This window comes from Microbacterium sp. SLBN-111, from assembly GCF_049739645.1.
Classification (GTDB): domain Bacteria; phylum Actinomycetota; class Actinomycetes; order Actinomycetales; family Microbacteriaceae; genus Microbacterium.
This window is the reverse complement of sequence record NZ_JBMGQH010000001.1, coordinates 2,708,262-2,723,257: the sequence shown is the minus strand read 5'-3', so window position 1 is coordinate 2,723,257 and position 14,996 is coordinate 2,708,262. Positions and strand designations below refer to the sequence as shown.

Genomic DNA, 14,996 nt, shown 5'->3' with positions numbered 1-14,996 from the left:
GCGTATCAAGTTCAACGGGAGGGCTCCGAGGATATTCCCGGCGAACGGATCAGGCGAGAAGCCGCGGATCCGGCTCGTTCCACAGCTCCACGGTCTGCAGCAGCCAGAACACCGCGAACAGCACGAGAGCCGCTGCCTCACCGAGGAACACCCACGGCACCGGGCGGGTGACGTCCACTCCCCCGACGGCCAGCACGAGGGTGGCCGCGAGTCCGACGAGGGCGACCAGGATGCCGATCGCCACCGCCGCATACGCGGGGCGGAACCGCTCCGGTGCCCGTTGCGGACGCCACGCGGCGATCGCGGCCACGGCACCGATGAGAAGGAAGAAGCCCACCGCCGCCGCGTTGTGCGCGAAGAGGAGGAACGCGTCGCGAGCGACGAGCGCCCACGTCCCGAATCCGAGGACCACCACGACCACCGCCGCCGCGGTCACCGCGACCCCGCGCGACATCGTCCCCTGCACGATCGACAGCACCACCCCCGCAACCACCCCGACGAGGACCACGAATGCCACGCTCACGCCGTTGTTGAAGACGGCGGGAAGCACGGCGGGCGGAACACAGCGGACGGCAGCGCCGCACACCTCGGCCTCCACCGTCGTCGGCACGACGGAGATGACGAGCGCCAGCACAGCGGCGACATCGAGCAGCCCCTGTTCGACGCTGTGTCCGGACAGCGCGACGAACGCCGCCGCGACGACGAAGAGGCTCGCGACGAACACCGGCCCCGCCGGCGTGTAGTACGCCGCGCTCAGCGACGGCAGCGATCCCCCGACGATCTCCTCCACCGTCACCGCGACGGCGACGAGCAGCGTCGCGGCGAGGATGGTCAGACGCACGTATCGGTAGGTGCGCTGCGTCGACGTGGTGCGGATGCGCATAGCGGCATCCTGACAGCCACCCCCGACGTCGCGACCGCGGCGCTCTGCAAGAATGCCCGGATGCGCGAGTTCCTCCAGGGCGCCCGGATGCTCCTCCGCGGCCTCGGCCAGTGGCGAAGCTCCCCCGGGGCGATGGCGCTCGGCCTCATCCCCGGGTTCCTCGTGGCCCTCGTCCTCGGTGCGGCGCTCGTCGGCTGGGGCGTCCTCCTCGGCGAGGTCGTGGACGACTGGACCCCCTTCGCGAACACGTGGGACCCGCTGTGGGCCACCGTCCTGCGCACCGCGATCGTCGTCGCCTCGTTCGGCGCGGCTGCGTTCCTCGCGATCGTGTCCTTCACCGCGGTGACCCTCGCCGTCGGCGAGCCGTTCTACGACCGGATCTGGCGCGCCACCGAGCTCACCGCCACCGGACGGATCCCGGATGCCGACTACGGCTTCTGGCGCGCCGCCGGCGATGCTGTGCGCCTCATCTTCCGCGGGGCGTTGGCTGCGCTGGCCGCGTGGCTCCTCGGCCTCATCCCCTTCGTCGGCGGCGTCCTCGGCTTCCTCGTCGGCCTGCTGCTCACCGGCTGGCTCCTCGCCGACGAACTGACCTCGCGCGCCCTCTCCGCCCGCGGGTTCGACCGCCGCGCCCGTCGCGCCGTGCTGCGCGACAACCGGGCGCGGGCGCTCGGCTTCGGCGTCGCGACGCAGCTGTGCTTCCTCGTTCCGCTCGGAGCGGTCGCCGTGATGCCCGCCGCGGTGGCCGGCAGCACCCTCTGGACGCACGCCGCGCTGCGCGAGACGACCGGCACGGCGGACCGGGCGTCCGACGCGGCACGATAACCTGGACCGACCGAAGGGATCCCCATGTTCATCGTCTCGCTCATCCTGTTCGTCGGCGGCATGCTGCTCACCGGCCTGTCGTTCTCGCTCGCCGCGCCCGCGCTGTTCTTCGCCCTCGGCATCCTGCTGGTCGCCGCCTCCCTCGCGCTGCCGTTCCACTTCGGCACCCGCTGATCCCCCACTCGGTGCCCTTCTCGTTCGACGACCTCCGCCGCTGGCCCGACCTGGAGGGTCCGGACCTCGTCGCGGTGGATGCCGCCGACCGCCTGATCCTCGACGAATCCGAGGCCGCCCGGGCCGATGCGCCCGAGGGCGGCCTCGTCGTCATCGATGACGCGTACGGCGCCCTGACGCTCGCCGCTGCCGCGACCGGGGCGCGTGGCATCCGGGTCCACCAGGACGCCCTCACCGGCGAGCGAGCGCTCGAGGCCAACGCCGCCCGCGCCGGACTCGACGGCACCTTCACACATCACCCCCTGGATGCCGACCTGGTCCGCGACGCGCGGGTCGTGCTGCTCCGGCTCCCCCGCGCCCTGCGCGCGCTCGACGACATCGCCGGAGTCATCGCCGCGCACGCGCACCCCGACGTCGTCGTCTTCGCCGGCGGACGCCTCAAGCACATGACGGTCGCGATGAACGACGTGCTGCGCGCGCGCTTCGACCGCGTCGACGTGACGCACGCGCGGCAGAAGTCGCGCGTGCTCGTCGCGCGCGGCCCGCACGACGGCGCTGACCCGCAGCCGGAGGCGGCCACGGTGGACGGCCTCGAGGTGCGCGCGTTCGGCGGTGTGTTCGCGGGCGCATCGATCGACATCGGCACGCGCCTCCTCCTCACCCACCTCCCCGACCCGAGCGATGGCGCGATCGACTTCGCGTGCGGCACCGGAGTCGTTGCCGCGGCGTGGGCGCTGCGGCATCCATCCGTCCGAATCCTCGCCACGGACCGCTCCGCCGCCGCGGTGGCCTCGGCCCGCGCGACCGCCGCGGCCAACGGCGTGGGCGACCGCGTCGAGGTGGTCCGCGACGACCTGCTCGCGGCGCGTCCGGATGCCAGCGCGTCCCTCATCGCGCTGAACCCGCCGTTCCACAGCGGTGGTGCGATCACCGAGGGCATCGCGCCGCGGATGTTCGCTGACGCCGCGCGCGTTCTCGCGCCCGGCGGGGAGCTGTGGACCGTGTGGAACTCCGCGCTGCAGTACCGCCCCGCGCTCGAGCGCCTCGTGGGCCCGACGCGTCAGGTCGCCCGCGACCGCAAGTTCACGGTCACGGTGTCGACGCGCCGCTGAGCCTCAGCCTGTGCCGCCTGGCACACACCCTCGTCCCACCTATGGCGGTGCATGTCCCAACTGTGGTCGGCTGACGACCCGGCATCCAGCCCTATGTGGGACATGCTTCCCCTGGACTGTCGCCTGCCCCCGCGTCCCACTTATTGCGGTGCATGTCCCATATATAGTCGGCTGCGACCACCGCAGCCGCCAAAAGTGGGACATACGCCACAGATATCAGCCCTTGCCGCCCGGCGGGCCGACCACCAGCAGCACCACGAAGATGAGCGCGACGGCGAGCAGGATCAGGATGCCGAGCACCCACGGCCGCCGCAGGAAGAAGCGCAGCAACCGGTCGGGTGGCCGCTGATCGCGCGGGTCCTCGCCCGCGTCGAGCCGCCACGCTCCGCGCAGCCGACCCGTGCGCTGCAGCCAGATCTCGGTCGGGACGGTGGCGTACGGGATCACGGCGCTGACGATCGCCACCGCCGCCGGCCCGAGCCCCCACCGCTGGTTCAGCGCGACGAGCACCGCCGTCGCGCCGTACGCGAGGAACACGAAACCGTGGATGCCACCCCCGATCGTGACCGCGACGGCCAGGTCGGCGGTGGCGCGCAGAATCAATCCCGCGATGAGCAGCGTCCACGAGATCGCTTCGGCGATCGCGAGCGTGCGAAACAGGGTCAGGGGCGTGCGGAACACGTCTCTCCTCGTTCGGGGCCGGGGCTCTCCACCCTACGGACGCGCCCGCGCGGTCACCCTCCGGACGTCTCGACGTCGAGGCAGCCCGCCCTCACTCGATCGGCTCGTCGTCGTGATCGAGGGTCGGATCCGACTTCTCGCCCTCGGCCGCGGTCGACGTGTCGGGCTCGGGACCGGGGTCGATGGGCGGCTTCTCGTGTTCGGTATCCATCTCTCCAGTCCACCGGCACCCTCGCACCCCCGCCAGGGGCTTGACCCCCGCAGACGCCGCGTAGGCTGGTCGGGTGGCGGAATCCCGGGGACGCGTGTGGACCGGGGTCATCCGCATCGGGCCGCACGGCGGCGCGCACCGGGTCGCGGCGCGGGCCGCGCTCAGCGTCGGCGTCCCGCTGCTGGTCCTCCTGCTGATCGGACGCCTCGACCTCAGCGTCTACGCCTCGTTCGGCGCGTTCGCCGCGCTCTACGGACGCCTCGACCCGCCGCGTCGCCGCGTCCGGATGCAGGCGACAGCCGGTGGCATCCTGGTCCTGTCGATGCTGCTCGGAACGCTGCTGTCGGCCGTGTCCGCACCTGCGCTCGCGAGCGTCATCGTCGTCGCCTTGCTCGCCGCGGCCGTGACGCTGTTCGCGTACCGGGCGCAATGGCATCCACCCGGCGCACTGTTCACGGTGTTCGCCGCGGGGGCCTGCGCGAGCTTCCCGGCCACCACGGCGACCTTCGGCCTCGTGCTGCTCGTCGGCGTGAGCAGCGTGCTGTGGAGCCTGCTCGTCACGACCGTGTTCGTCCTCGTGCGGCGCGGGTCGTGGCGGCTCCCGTCGCGGCAGACTCCGCCGATCGGCCCGGTCGCGTGGGAGATGACCGCGACGGTCGGTGTCGCCGCGCTCCTCGCGGGCGTCGCGGGCGTGCTGCTGATCGGCTCGCACTGGTACTGGGCGATGGTCGGTGCGGTCGCCGCAGTCGGCGGCGCGCACGTGACCGCGCGGCTCATCCGGGGCGTCCAGCGCCTCGTCGGGACGCTCGTCGGCGTCCTGATCGCCGCGGGTCTCCTCGCGCTGAACCTTCCGCCGTGGGCGGTCCTGCTCGCCGCCGTCGTGATGCAGGTCGGGGCCGAGCTGTTCGTCGGCCGCAACTACGGCATCGCGATGGTGTTCATCACCCCGCTCGCGCTGCTGATGATCTCGCTCGCCTCGCCCGCCGCACCCGACGCGCTCTTGCGCGATCGCGTGCTCGAGACCGTGATCGGCGTTGCTGTCGGAACGATCGTCGCGATCGTCTCGGCGGCGCTGCGTCGACGCGCGTCGCTAGGGTGAGGATGCCATGGATACCCCCGACGACACCGGCGCCAGCTCCTCTCGAACGCTCGGACGGGACGCCGCCGAACGCATCAGTGCGGGATGCTACGGCGCCCTGATCTCGGCATCCACGCTGTTCGGTCTGAGCGACACCGACCTCGGCACGGTCATCGCGGTGGTCGTGCTGACCAACCTCGTGTACTTCGCGACCCACGTGTTCGCGTACTCCCTCGGCGACGTGTCCGCTCGCCGGCCGGGGCAGGTGGTGACGCATCACCTTCGCGTCAGCGCCCCGATGATCTCCGCGACGTTCGCCCCTCTCCTGGTGGTCGTGGTGCTCACGGCGACGGGCGTGGCCCTGTCGACGGCGCTGCTGTGGGGCGTCGCGGTGGCGATGACCTACCTCGTGGTGGTCGCCACGGCGGGTGCGCGCCTGCGCGGATATTCCGTGGTCGCCGTGCTGCTCACGGCCGTGGGAGCCGCGATCGTGGCGGCTGTTCTCATCACGGCGAAGCTGCTGCTGCACTGAAACATGCCAGGGTGGATCCTCGTGAGTCCATCGACGCCCCTCCCTCTCTCGCCCACCGCCGCGCTGGGGACGGTGGAGAAATGACGACCCCGCTGAGACTCACCGTCGTCGGCGCGATCAACGTCGACCTCACCGCCCGCGTCGAGCGTGCACCCGGCCCCGGCGAGACCGTCGCCGACGGCGTGCTGCAGCGCGGACCCGGCGGCAAGGGTGCGAACCAGGCCGTCGCCGCTGCCCGCCTCGGCGCCGCGGTGCGCCTGGTGGGCGCCGTCGGAGACGACCTCGACGGACGCGGTGTCCGCGAGCAGTTGGCATCCATCGGGGTCGACGCGTCGACCGTGCAGACCGCCGACGCCGCCACCGGCACCGCCCTGATCGTCGTGGATGCCACCGGCGAGAACTCGATCGTCGTCTGTGCCGGCGCGAACGCCGCGATCGACGCCGACGCCCTGGGGATCGACCCCGGTTCCGCCGTGCTCGCCCAGTTGGAGGTTTCGGATGCCGTGATCTCGGCCGCCGCGGACGCCGCCGGGTTCTTCGCCCTCAACGCCGCCCCCGCGCGCCCGCTCCCCGCCGGCGTACTCGAGCAGGCCGACCTCGTGATCGTCAACGAAACGGAGTACGCGCAGCTCCCGGAGGTACACGATGCTCCCCTGCTGTGCGTGACGCTCGGAGCCGCGGGCGCGCGGCTGTACCGGCACGGCGAGCTGGTCGCGTCCGCGCCCGGCGTGTCCACGACAGTCCGCAACACCGTCGGCGCCGGGGATGCGTTCTGCGCGGCGCTGGTCGTCGGTCTGCTGCGCGGCGATGCTGAGGAGGTCGCCCTCGCGCGCGCGTGCGCTGTCGGGGCTGCCGCCGTCGCAGACGATGCGTCGCAACCCGATCTGCAGCCCCTCGACGCCTACGGGGTGTCCGCGTGAGCCGCCGCCCGATCCTTGTCGATTGCGACACCGGCATCGACGACGCCCTCGCCCTCGCGTACCTGCTGGCCGAGCCCGCGGTCGAGATCGTGGGCGTCACGACGGTCTCCGGGAACACGGATGCCGCCCGCGCGTCCGCCAACACCATCTCGCTGTTCAATCTCGCCGGGGTTCACGACATCCCGGTCGCCGTGGGCGCGCACGACTTCCGCGGGCGCGACTACGCCGGCGGAGCCCCACACGTGCACGGCGAGGATGGCGTCGGCGGCATCGCGTGGGCCGCGGCCGACCGCTCCCCCGATACCCGCGCCGCAGTCGAACTCATCGACCACCTGGCTGAGCGGCATCCGGATCTCACCGTCCTCGCTCTGGGGCCGCTGACGAACCTCGCCGCCTACGCCGAGACGCCCGGCGTCGCCGCGTTCGACCGGCTCGTCGTGATGGGCGGCGCGTTCGGCCACTCCGGCAACGTGACGGCGTGGGCCGAGGCGAACATCCACAACGACCCCGAGTCGGCCGCGGTGGTCTTCGCGCAGGACTGGGACACCACCCTCGTCCCCCTCGACGTCACGATGACGCAGACCCTGGATGCCACCGACCTCGTGCGCCTCGAAGCGATCCCGGGCGCCGTCCCGCAGGCGCTGGCCGCGATGCTGCCGACCTACCTCGACTTCTACGAGGGCCGCGTCTTCCCCGACCGCCGCTGTGCGCTGCACGATCCGCTCGCGGCGATGGTGGCGGCGGGCGTGCTGCGTGGGGTCAGCGTCGCCTCGGGGCAGGTCGAGGTGCGGCTCATCGGCGGGGAACGCGGGCGCACCGTGTCGTCCCGCGCGTCGTCCACGCAGCGCTGGGTCCGCGGCATGGAGGGGTCGGCCGTCGAGGTGCTGCTCGGGCGGCTGGAGGCGCGGGAGTGGCCGGGCTGATCCGGTCGTTGCGCTAGGCGTTCGGCAGCGCCATGATGTCCCCGTTCACAGGAACTCCAACGGGGGAGGAACCATGGCAGGCAAGTACGAGCTGTACAGCGACAAGGCGGGCAAGTTCCGCTTCCGCCTGAAGGCGGGGAACGGGCAGGTCATCGCGGTGAGCGAGGCCTACGAGTCGAAGGCATCCGCTCTGAACGGGATCGCCTCGGTGAAGGCGAACGCGGATTCCGAGACCGACGATCTGACCTGATCCGCGCCCGCGTCCCCCCGCGGTTCCGGGCCGGGCGCGGGTCTCGACCACGGGCCGAGACGCGTCAGCCGCCGACGCGCAGTTGACCCATCAGGTCGAGCGAATCAGCGTTGAACCAGTAGTCGACGACGAGGTGCGCGCGCAGGCGCAGGATGTCCGTTCCGTGGAAGGTGACCTCGGTGCCCGCGGGCGCGCCTGCGCCGGGCATCGCCCCTCCATAATGCCCGGTGGCGACCCAGCGGATCGCGACGTGATCACCGTCGATGACGGGTCCGACCTCGACCGAGAACACCAGGTCGGTGAGCAGGGACCGCAGCTGCGAGACGAGCTGTTTCATGCCCGACACTCCCCCGACCGCGCTGCCGTCCCCGCCGTCGAACAGTGCGGCGTGCACGCGGTTGTCGGGAGAGATGATCTCGTCGGCGATCTCGATCTCGCCGTTCCAGAGTTCGAGCCATCTCCCGACCAGGACCTGAGCGGCGTCTCGATCGATGCCGTCGGGAGTGTCGTCGTCCATCGTCCGTTCTCCGATCTTCGCGGATCCACCCCGAAAGAGGGGACGCGATCAGGCTCGCACTCGTCGTGACATGCGAGGGGAATCGTGCGCGATCAGGCCAGGACCCCTGTCCGAAGCGTCCGTCGGCTCTCGCCGGCGGGTGCCAGCAAGCACGGCAGAGGCCCCGCACGATCACTCGCGCGGGGCCTCTGTCAGGACCGGATCAGAAGTCCCAGTCGTCGTCCTCGGTCGCCTCGGCCTTGCCGATGACGTACGACGAACCCGACCCCGAGAAGAAGTCGTGGTTCTCGTCGGCGTTGGGCGACAGGGCCGACAGGATCGCCGGGTTCACGTTCGTCACCGACGACGGGAACATCGCCTCGTAGCCGAGGTTCATCAGCGCCTTGTTGGCGTTGTAGTGCAGGAACTTCTTCACGTCTTCGCTGAGGCCCACCGAGTCGTAGAGGCTCTGCGTGTAGTGCGTTTCGTTGTCGTACAGCTCGTAGAGCAGCGAGAACGTGTAGTCCTTGATCTCGTCGCGGCGGGCCTGGTCGACCTGCTCCAGACCGCGCTGGAACTTGTAGCCGATGTAGTAGCCGTGCACGGCCTCGTCACGAATGATGAGGCGGATCAGGTCGGCCGTGTTGGTGAGCTTCGCGCGGCTCGACCAGTGCATCGGCAGGTAGAAGCCCGAGTAGAACAGGAACGACTCCAGCAGGGTCGAGGCGACCTTGCGCTTGAGCGGGTCGTCGCCACGGTAGTAGTCCATGACGATGTGCGCCTTCTTCTGAAGGAACTCGTTCTCGGTCGACCACCGGAACGCCTCGTCGATCTCCTTCGTCGAGCACAGCGTCGAGAAGATCGACGAGTAGCTCTTCGCGTGCACCGACTCCATGAACGCGATGTTGGTGTACACCGCCTCCTCGTGCGGCGTGATCGCGTCGGGGATGAGCGAGACCGCACCGACGGTGCCCTGGATCGTGTCGAGCAGCGTCAGGCCGGTGAAGACCCGCATCGTCAGCGTCTGCTCTTCGGGCGTCAGCGTGTTCCACGACTGGATGTCGTTGGACAGCGGCACCTTCTCGGGCAGCCAGAAGTTGTTGACGAGACGGTTCCAGACCTCGAGGTCTTTGTCGTCCTGGATGCGGTTCCAGTTGATGGCCTGAACGTGGTTCAGCAGCTGCAGCTTCTCAGCCATGGTGTCCTCAATAAGAATTCGTGATCAGCGGATCAGAGCATGCACGAGACGCACTCGGTCATGTCGGTGCCCTCGAGCGCCAGCTGACGGAGGCGAATGTAGTAGATCGTCTTGATGCCCTTCTTCCACGCGTAGATCTGGGCCTTGTTGATGTCGCGGGTGGTGACGGTGTCCTTGAAGAACAGCGTCAGCGACAGACCCTGATCCACGTGCTGCGTGGCGGCGGCATACGTGTCGATGACCTTCTCGTAACCGATCTCATAGGCATCCTGGTAGTACTCCAGGTTGTCGTTCGTCATGAACGGCGCCGGGTAGTAGACGCGACCGAGCTTGCCTTCCTTGCGGATCTCGATCTTCGACGCGATCGGGTGGATCGAGCTCGTGGAGTTGTTGATGTACGAGATCGAGCCGGTCGGCGGCACGGCCTGCAGGTTCTGGTTGTAGATGCCGTACTGCTGGACGGATGCCTTGAGCTCACGCCAGTCGTCCTGGGTGGGGATCGGGATGCCGGCGAACAGCTCCTTCACCTTGGCGGTCTGCGGCTCCCACACCTGGTCGGTGTACTTGTCGAAGAACTCCCCCGACGCGTACGTCGAGTCGGCGAAGCCGTCGAACGACGTGCCGCGCTCGATCGAGAGGCGGTTGGACGCCCGCAGCGCGTGGAACAGCACCGTGTAGAAGTAGATGTTCGTGAAGTCGATGCCCTCTTCGGAGCCGTAGTGCACGTGCTCGCGAGCGAGGTAGCCGTGCAGGTTCATCTGGCCGAGGCCGATCGCGTGCGAACGGTCGTTGCCGTCCTCGATCGAACGGACCGAGGCGATGTGGCTCTGGTCGCTCACCGCGGTGAGGGCGCGGATCGCGGTCTCGACCGTGAGGCCCAGGTCGCGGCCGTCCATCGCCAGCGCGATGTTCATCGAACCGAGGTTGCAGGAGATGTCCTTGCCGATGGCGGCGTACGAGAGGTCTTCGTTGTACGTCGTCGGGGTGTTGACCTGCAGGATCTCCGAGCACAGGTTGGACATGTTGATCCGACCCTTGATCGGGTTCGCCTTGTTCACCGTGTCCTCGAACATGATGTACGGGTAGCCCGACTCGAACTGGATCTCGGCGAGGGTCTGGAAGAACTCGCGCGCGTTGATCTTCGTCTTCTTGATGCGCGGGTCGTCGACCATCTCGCGGTACTTCTCGGTGACCGAGATGTCGCCGAACGGCTTGCCGTAGACACGCTCGACGTCGTACGGCGAGAAGAGGTACATGTCCTCGCCGTTCTTGGCGAGCTCGAACGTGACGTCGGGGATGACGACACCGAGCGACAGCGTCTTGATGCGGATCTTCTCGTCGGCGTTCTCACGCTTGGTGTCGAGGAAGCGCAGGATGTCGGGGTGGTGCGCGTTGAGGTACACCGCACCCGCGCCCTGACGGGCTCCGAGCTGGTTGGCGTAGCTGAAGCTGTCTTCGAGGAGCTTCATCACGGGGATGATGCCCGAGGACTGGTTCTCGATCTGCTTGATCGGGGCGCCCGACTCGCGGATGTTCGACAGCAGCAGGGCGACGCCGCCACCGCGCTTCGACAGCTGCAGCGCAGAGTTGATGCCGCGGGCGATCGACTCCATGTTGTCTTCGATGCGGAGCAGGAAGCACGAGACGAGCTCACCGCGCTGCGCCTTGCCGGCGTTGAGGAACGTCGGGGTGGCCGGCTGGAAGCGGCCCGAGATGATCTCGTCGACCAGCTGCACCGCGAGACGCTGGTCGCCGTCGGCGAGCGCGAGGGCGGTCATCACGACGCGGTCCTCGAAGCGCTCGAGGTAGCGCTTCCCGTCAAAGGTCTTCAGCGTGTAGCTCGTGTAGTACTTGAACGCGCCGAGGAAGGTCTCGAAGCGGAACTTCTTGCCGTACGCACGGTCGTTGAGCTCCTGAATGAACTCCAGCGAGTACTTCTCGAGCACCTTGGGCTCGTAGTACTCCTTCTCGACGAGGTAGTCGAGACGCTCCTTGAGGGAGTGGAAGAACACGGTGTTCTGGTTGACGTGCTGCAGGAAGTACTCCCGCGCGGCCCGCTTGTCGGCGTCGAACTGGATCTTGCCGTCGGCGTCGTACAGGTTCAGCATCGCGTTCAGGGCGTGGTAATCCAGCCCCTCGAAACGCGCCTCGGTCTTGAAGTCCACGTCGCTCAGCCCTACTTCCACCACTGTTCCAATCCTTCGGTGACGCGCTCGACGTCTTCTGGTGTGCCGAATACTTCGATGCGATACAAGTGCGGCACGGAACACTTGCGGCTGATGACGTCTCCGGCGAGGCAGAACGCGTCGCCGAAATTGGTGTTGCCCGCGGAGATGACCCCGCGGATATGACGTCGGTTGCGCTCCTCATTGAGGAAGCGGATGACTTGCTTGGGGACGGCGCCCTTCTCGACGCCGTGGCCGACACCCCCGCCGTAGGTGGGGGTGACCAGCACATAGGGTTCGTCGACGTGGAGCGGCGGGTCGGTCGGTCGCAGGGGGATGCGGACGGCCCGCTTGCCGAGCTTCTCGATGAAACGTGCGGTGTTTCCCGACACGCTCGAGAAGTAGACGAGCAGCGGAGCCTCGGTCTCCGACAGGACAGCGCTCATGAGAACCCTCTGAGCCCGTCGGGGGTCAGGCGAGGCGCGAAGCCAGCTCGTCGATCTTGTCGGGACGGAATCCCGACCAGTGGTCCTCGTCGGTGATGACGACGGGGGCCTGGAGGTACCCGAGCGACTTGACCTGCTCGAGGGCCGCGGGGTCCTCGGTGACGTCGAGCACGTTGTATTCGATGCCCTTCGAGTCGAGTGCGCGGTACGTCGCGTTGCACTGGACGCAGGACGGCTTGGTGTAGACCGTGATCGCCATTTCGTTCTCTCTCTCCCCTGGAAAATCGTCGTCCGACCGCTCGGAGCGGGCCGGGAGCTCAATACTACATATGGGGACGGACATCGGGGGGAACCACAAGGGGTAGTAGTTACACGGATGTGATTTTCCACCGCTCTCCCCATATACAACACAGGTTGTCCACGATTTCATCCACAGGCGGCGACCCCGTTTCGACCTCGTCGAGGCCCGCCGTTCCGCGGATTTTTCGCCTCCTTCCGGCATCCATCCACAGCTCGGACGTTAGACGGGGGTTCCGACATCGCACAGGGGGTGGATATCTCGCTTCGGCGTGTCGCGGCGTGTCGCTCCGGCCTCCGCACCGCCGACCGACCGCGATGTCGGGGGCACCGGGTAGCGTGGTGCGGTGGCCGGCTACCGCGTACTCCTCAGAACCCCCGGAGTGGGGCGCATCATCGCCGCGCAGCTGACGGCGCGGTTCCCCAACGGCATGATCAGCCTCGCCGTGCTCCTGCACATCGAGCACGTCACCGGTTCCTACGGTGCCGCGGGGCTCGTCCTCGCCGCGACGAGCGTCGGCCAGGCCATCGCCGGACCCGTCACCAGCCGCTGGATGGGCCGCTGGGGCATGCGCCGCGTCCTCACCGTCACGCTCGTGCTGTGCGCGGCCGCCATCGCGGCGATCGCGCTGCTCGTCGTGCCGCTGCCGGTGTACATGGCCCTCGGCTTCGTCGGTGGTCTCGCCACTCCCCCGGTCCAGTCGGCCGTCCGCACCATCTATCCCAAGATGGTCAACTCGTCCCAACTGACGCCGCTCTACTCCCTGGATGCCTCGCTGCAGGAGATCATCTGGGTGCTCGCGCCCGTGCTCATCACGCTCGTGGGCACGCAGGCGGGCACGGTTCCCGCGCTCCTCCTCATCGTCGTGATCCTCCTCGGCGGCGGCGCGTGGTTCATCCTCAGTCCAGAGGTCGGTCGCGTGCGCATCCCGCGCAGCCGCCGCGCGCTCGGCAGCGTGCTGCGCAAGCCGCCGGTGATCCTCGCCACCGCGACGGGCTTCCTCCTCATCGGCGCGTGCGCGGCCGTCGAAGCCGGCGTCGTCGCGACGTTCTCGCACGGCGGTCTCGAGGCGGGTCTCGTGCTCGCCGTCTTCGCGATCGGCAGCCTCACCGGCGGCCTCGCGTTCGGGCACATCCCGATCGGCCGCTGGGCGATGGCGCGTCGCCTCGCGATCGTCACCGTCGGCCTCAGCCTCACGATCGTGTCCCTCAACGCGTGGTGGCTCGGCGGGACGCTGCTGGTCGCCGGGGCGGGCATCGCCCCGGCCCTGGCGGTGATGTTCGCGATGACATCGGCGAGCGTCCGCTTCAGCGAGACCGCCGAGGCGTACGGCTGGATCGGGACCGGCCAGCTGATCGGCGCCGCCGCGGGTTCCGCGGTCGCCGGCTTCCTGGTCGACGGCGTCGGCCCGCAGGGCGCCTACATCGCCGCCGCCGGCTTCGCGGCCGCGGGACTGATCGTCTCGGTGCTGTTCGTCCGCGGGTTCCCCGACCTGCGTCACCGCGACGCGAGCCCGATCCCCGACACCGAGCCGGTGCACACCATCACCTGAGCGATCTCGCGCTCAGTGCGTGCGGCGCAAGAGTTCCAGCACCGCGAGCGCGTAGGCATCCGCGGGTTCGGGGTGGTCGAACACGAGCGTCGTGCCGCCGATCGAGATCTCGACCTCGTGCGTGTCGGACAGCCTCCGCAACGACCGGAACGCCGAGCGCAGCATCTCGCGCAGCTGCGCCTCGGACGGCAGCCACAGCGCATCCTCGGTCGCCACGGAGTCCAGCGCCCACTCGGTGGTGCCGTTGAACGCCAGGATGCGTCCGGTCGGGTAGTCGCGCGGTTCCACCGTCATCTCGCTCACGGTGAAGATGTCGGCCTCGAATTCCGGCTCGTCGAGTTGGAAGCGGTCGCCCGAGCGCGGATGCCACACCAGACCAGCCTCGCGGAGCGCCAGGGCCATCTCGGTCGAGATCATGGCATCCATTCTGGGGGCGGCAGGCGGCGTCGGGGCCGCACGGTAGACGGGACAGAATGGATGCCATGCCTGCTCCCGTGACACTCCCCCGCCTGTCCTGGGGCGCCGTCGGCCGTCCGACCGTCCTGCTTGCGCACGGACTCGGATCCGACGGCGCGCTGATGTGGCGTTTCGGCACCGCCCTCGCCGACGCGGGGTGGCACGCGGTCGCGGTCGATCTGCGCGGCCACGGCGACGCGCCGCGCGCGCTCGACTACTCCCTCGCCGCGTACGGTGCAGATCTCGCCGCGACGCGTCCGGAGGCCGGAGGCTCGTGGGACGCCGTGATCGCCCATTCGCTGGGCGGTGCCGCGGCGACGCTCGCCGCCGCGGGTGACGCGACCTGGACGCGCCGCCTCGTCCTCATCGATCCCGCGATCCACCTCGCCGAGCGTGACCGCCAGACAGTGCGAGCCAGTCAGGAACAGGCCTTCGCCGACCCGACGGTCGCCGCGGTGCGGGCCGAGCACCCGACGTGGCATCCGCTCGATGTCGAGCTGAAGGCGCGCGCGACGCAACGCGCGAGCCGCTGGGCTGTCGAGCAGACGAGCGAGCAGAACGTCACGTGGGACGTCCGGGCGGAGGCGGCGGCGTTGACCGTGCCGACGCACGTGATCGGTGCCGATCCGGCCGTCTTCTCGATCTTCACGGGCGCCCTCGCCGAGGAGGTGCTGCAGAACCCGGTCGTGACGATGTCCGTCGTCGAGGGGGCCGGGCATTCGCCGCACCGCGACCGTCCTGACGAGACGGTGGCGCAGCTCCTTACGGCGCTCGGCTGACACGCGGCCGCGATGTC

Annotated in this window: 18 protein-coding genes; 10 read left to right on the top strand and 8 right to left on the bottom strand. The window is 69.2% G+C overall.

Annotated elements, in window-relative coordinates; all coding sequences use genetic code 11:
• Window positions 1-49: 49 nt before the first annotated feature.
• The gene (locus RKD05_RS12610) at window positions 50-883 is read right to left on the bottom strand and encodes a hypothetical protein (RefSeq protein WP_424710431.1); all 834 of its coding nucleotides are present in this window, start codon (window positions 881-883) and stop codon (window positions 50-52) included.
• Between the two features lie 60 nt (window positions 884-943).
• On the opposite strand from RKD05_RS12610, the gene RKD05_RS12605 reads away from it, so the two are divergent.
• The 3 genes from RKD05_RS12605 to RKD05_RS12595 are packed head-to-tail and all read left to right on the top strand — an operon-like array spanning window position 944 to window position 2,994.
• Entirely contained in the window at window positions 944-1,708 is a 765-nt protein-coding gene (locus tag RKD05_RS12605) for an EI24 domain-containing protein (RefSeq protein ID WP_424710429.1), read from the top strand.
• 24 nt (window positions 1,709-1,732) lie between these two features.
• Window positions 1,733-1,882 (top strand): hypothetical protein, encoded by a 150-nt coding sequence (locus RKD05_RS12600; protein WP_166671746.1) that lies wholly within the window; start codon window positions 1,733-1,735, stop codon window positions 1,880-1,882.
• Window positions 1,883-1,893: 11 nt separating this feature from the next.
• The gene (locus RKD05_RS12595) at window positions 1,894-2,994 is read left to right on the top strand and encodes a class I SAM-dependent methyltransferase (protein ID WP_424710428.1); all 1,101 of its coding nucleotides are present in this window, start codon (window positions 1,894-1,896) and stop codon (window positions 2,992-2,994) included.
• Between the two features lie 216 nt (window positions 2,995-3,210).
• Here RKD05_RS12595 and RKD05_RS12590 read toward each other — a convergent pair whose 3' ends face one another.
• Entirely contained in the window at window positions 3,211-3,675 is a 465-nt protein-coding gene (locus tag RKD05_RS12590) for a DUF3817 domain-containing protein (RefSeq protein ID WP_424710426.1), read from the bottom strand.
• A 284-nt stretch (window positions 3,676-3,959) separates the two neighbouring features.
• On the opposite strand from RKD05_RS12590, the gene RKD05_RS12585 reads away from it, so the two are divergent.
• The 5 genes from RKD05_RS12585 (at window position 3,960) to RKD05_RS12565 (ending at window position 7,589) form a co-directional block, all read left to right on the top strand.
• Complete coding sequence (locus RKD05_RS12585) at window positions 3,960-4,985, top strand: FUSC family protein (RefSeq protein ID WP_424710424.1); 1,026 nt, start codon at window positions 3,960-3,962, stop codon at window positions 4,983-4,985.
• Window positions 4,986-4,992: 7 nt separating this feature from the next.
• Window positions 4,993-5,496, top strand: coding sequence for a hypothetical protein (locus tag RKD05_RS12580; protein WP_424710423.1), 504 nt, complete (start codon window positions 4,993-4,995; stop codon window positions 5,494-5,496).
• A gap of 80 nt (window positions 5,497-5,576) precedes the next feature.
• Complete coding sequence (locus RKD05_RS12575) at window positions 5,577-6,416, top strand: PfkB family carbohydrate kinase (protein WP_424710421.1); 840 nt, start codon at window positions 5,577-5,579, stop codon at window positions 6,414-6,416.
• Window positions 6,413-7,339, top strand: coding sequence for a nucleoside hydrolase (locus RKD05_RS12570; protein WP_424710419.1), 927 nt, complete (start codon window positions 6,413-6,415; stop codon window positions 7,337-7,339). Before RKD05_RS12575 ends, RKD05_RS12570 begins: the two co-directional genes overlap by 4 nt.
• Before the next feature lie 73 nt (window positions 7,340-7,412).
• On the top strand, window positions 7,413-7,589 hold the full coding sequence (locus tag RKD05_RS12565; protein ID WP_424710417.1) for a YegP family protein: 177 nt from the start codon (window positions 7,413-7,415) through the stop codon (window positions 7,587-7,589).
• A 64-nt stretch (window positions 7,590-7,653) separates the two neighbouring features.
• On the opposite strand, the gene RKD05_RS12560 is transcribed toward RKD05_RS12565, so the two are convergent.
• The 5 genes from RKD05_RS12560 to nrdH form a co-directional block, all read right to left on the bottom strand.
• Window positions 7,654-8,106 carry an ester cyclase gene (locus tag RKD05_RS12560; RefSeq protein ID WP_424710416.1) on the bottom strand — a complete coding sequence of 151 codons (453 nt, stop codon included), beginning with the start codon at window positions 8,104-8,106 and terminating at the stop codon, window positions 7,654-7,656.
• A gap of 202 nt (window positions 8,107-8,308) precedes the next feature.
• On the bottom strand, window positions 8,309-9,283 hold the full coding sequence (gene nrdF / locus RKD05_RS12555) for a class 1b ribonucleoside-diphosphate reductase subunit beta (RefSeq protein WP_022878813.1): 975 nt from the start codon (window positions 9,281-9,283) through the stop codon (window positions 8,309-8,311).
• Between the two features lie 32 nt (window positions 9,284-9,315).
• Window positions 9,316-11,448: a class 1b ribonucleoside-diphosphate reductase subunit alpha gene (nrdE, locus tag RKD05_RS12550; protein WP_197462574.1), complete on the bottom strand. Its 2,133-nt coding sequence runs from the start codon at window positions 11,446-11,448 to the stop codon at window positions 9,316-9,318.
• Between the two features lie 11 nt (window positions 11,449-11,459).
• Window positions 11,460-11,894 carry a class Ib ribonucleoside-diphosphate reductase assembly flavoprotein NrdI gene (nrdI, locus tag RKD05_RS12545; RefSeq protein ID WP_022878811.1) on the bottom strand — a complete coding sequence of 145 codons (435 nt, stop codon included), beginning with the start codon at window positions 11,892-11,894 and terminating at the stop codon, window positions 11,460-11,462.
• Between the two features lie 25 nt (window positions 11,895-11,919).
• A complete protein-coding gene (gene nrdH / locus RKD05_RS12540; protein WP_022878810.1) occupies window positions 11,920-12,153 on the bottom strand; it encodes a glutaredoxin-like protein NrdH in 234 nt (77 codons plus the stop codon).
• A gap of 385 nt (window positions 12,154-12,538) precedes the next feature.
• Here nrdH and RKD05_RS12535 point away from each other — a divergent pair, with 385 nt between their 5' ends.
• Window positions 12,539-13,744 carry an MFS transporter gene (locus RKD05_RS12535; RefSeq protein WP_424710415.1) on the top strand — a complete coding sequence of 402 codons (1,206 nt, stop codon included), beginning with the start codon at window positions 12,539-12,541 and terminating at the stop codon, window positions 13,742-13,744.
• A 12-nt stretch (window positions 13,745-13,756) separates the two neighbouring features.
• Here RKD05_RS12535 and RKD05_RS12530 read toward each other — a convergent pair whose 3' ends face one another.
• A complete protein-coding gene (locus RKD05_RS12530) occupies window positions 13,757-14,161 on the bottom strand; it encodes a pilus assembly protein CpaE (protein ID WP_424710413.1) in 405 nt (134 codons plus the stop codon).
• A 65-nt stretch (window positions 14,162-14,226) separates the two neighbouring features.
• On the opposite strand from RKD05_RS12530, the gene RKD05_RS12525 reads away from it, so the two are divergent.
• Window positions 14,227-14,979 (top strand): alpha/beta fold hydrolase, encoded by a 753-nt coding sequence (locus RKD05_RS12525; RefSeq protein WP_424710412.1) that lies wholly within the window; start codon window positions 14,227-14,229, stop codon window positions 14,977-14,979.
• The last annotated feature ends 17 nt before the right edge of the window (window positions 14,980-14,996 follow it).

What these genes read in the sequence shown, in the direction of transcription:
- RKD05_RS12610 (WP_424710431.1), bottom strand. Translation starts at nt 883, where the DNA reads ATGCGCATCCGCACCACGTCGACGCAGCGCACCTACCGATACGTGCGT.
- RKD05_RS12605 (WP_424710429.1), top strand. Translation starts at nt 944, where the DNA reads ATGCGCGAGTTCCTCCAGGGCGCCCGGATGCTCCTCCGCGGCCTCGGC.
- RKD05_RS12600 (WP_166671746.1), top strand. Translation starts at nt 1,733, where the DNA reads ATGTTCATCGTCTCGCTCATCCTGTTCGTCGGCGGCATGCTGCTCACC.
- RKD05_RS12580 (WP_424710423.1), top strand. Translation starts at nt 4,993, where the DNA reads ATGGATACCCCCGACGACACCGGCGCCAGCTCCTCTCGAACGCTCGGA.
- RKD05_RS12575 (WP_424710421.1), top strand. Translation starts at nt 5,577, where the DNA reads ATGACGACCCCGCTGAGACTCACCGTCGTCGGCGCGATCAACGTCGAC.
- RKD05_RS12565 (WP_424710417.1), top strand. Translation starts at nt 7,413, where the DNA reads ATGGCAGGCAAGTACGAGCTGTACAGCGACAAGGCGGGCAAGTTCCGC.
- RKD05_RS12560 (WP_424710416.1), bottom strand. Translation starts at nt 8,106, where the DNA reads ATGGACGACGACACTCCCGACGGCATCGATCGAGACGCCGCTCAGGTC.
- nrdF (WP_022878813.1), bottom strand. Translation starts at nt 9,283, where the DNA reads ATGGCTGAGAAGCTGCAGCTGCTGAACCACGTTCAGGCCATCAACTGG.
- nrdI (WP_022878811.1), bottom strand. Translation starts at nt 11,894, where the DNA reads ATGAGCGCTGTCCTGTCGGAGACCGAGGCTCCGCTGCTCGTCTACTTC.
- nrdH (WP_022878810.1), bottom strand. Translation starts at nt 12,153, where the DNA reads ATGGCGATCACGGTCTACACCAAGCCGTCCTGCGTCCAGTGCAACGCG.
- RKD05_RS12530 (WP_424710413.1), bottom strand. Translation starts at nt 14,161, where the DNA reads ATGATCTCGACCGAGATGGCCCTGGCGCTCCGCGAGGCTGGTCTGGTG.
- RKD05_RS12525 (WP_424710412.1), top strand. Translation starts at nt 14,227, where the DNA reads ATGCCTGCTCCCGTGACACTCCCCCGCCTGTCCTGGGGCGCCGTCGGC.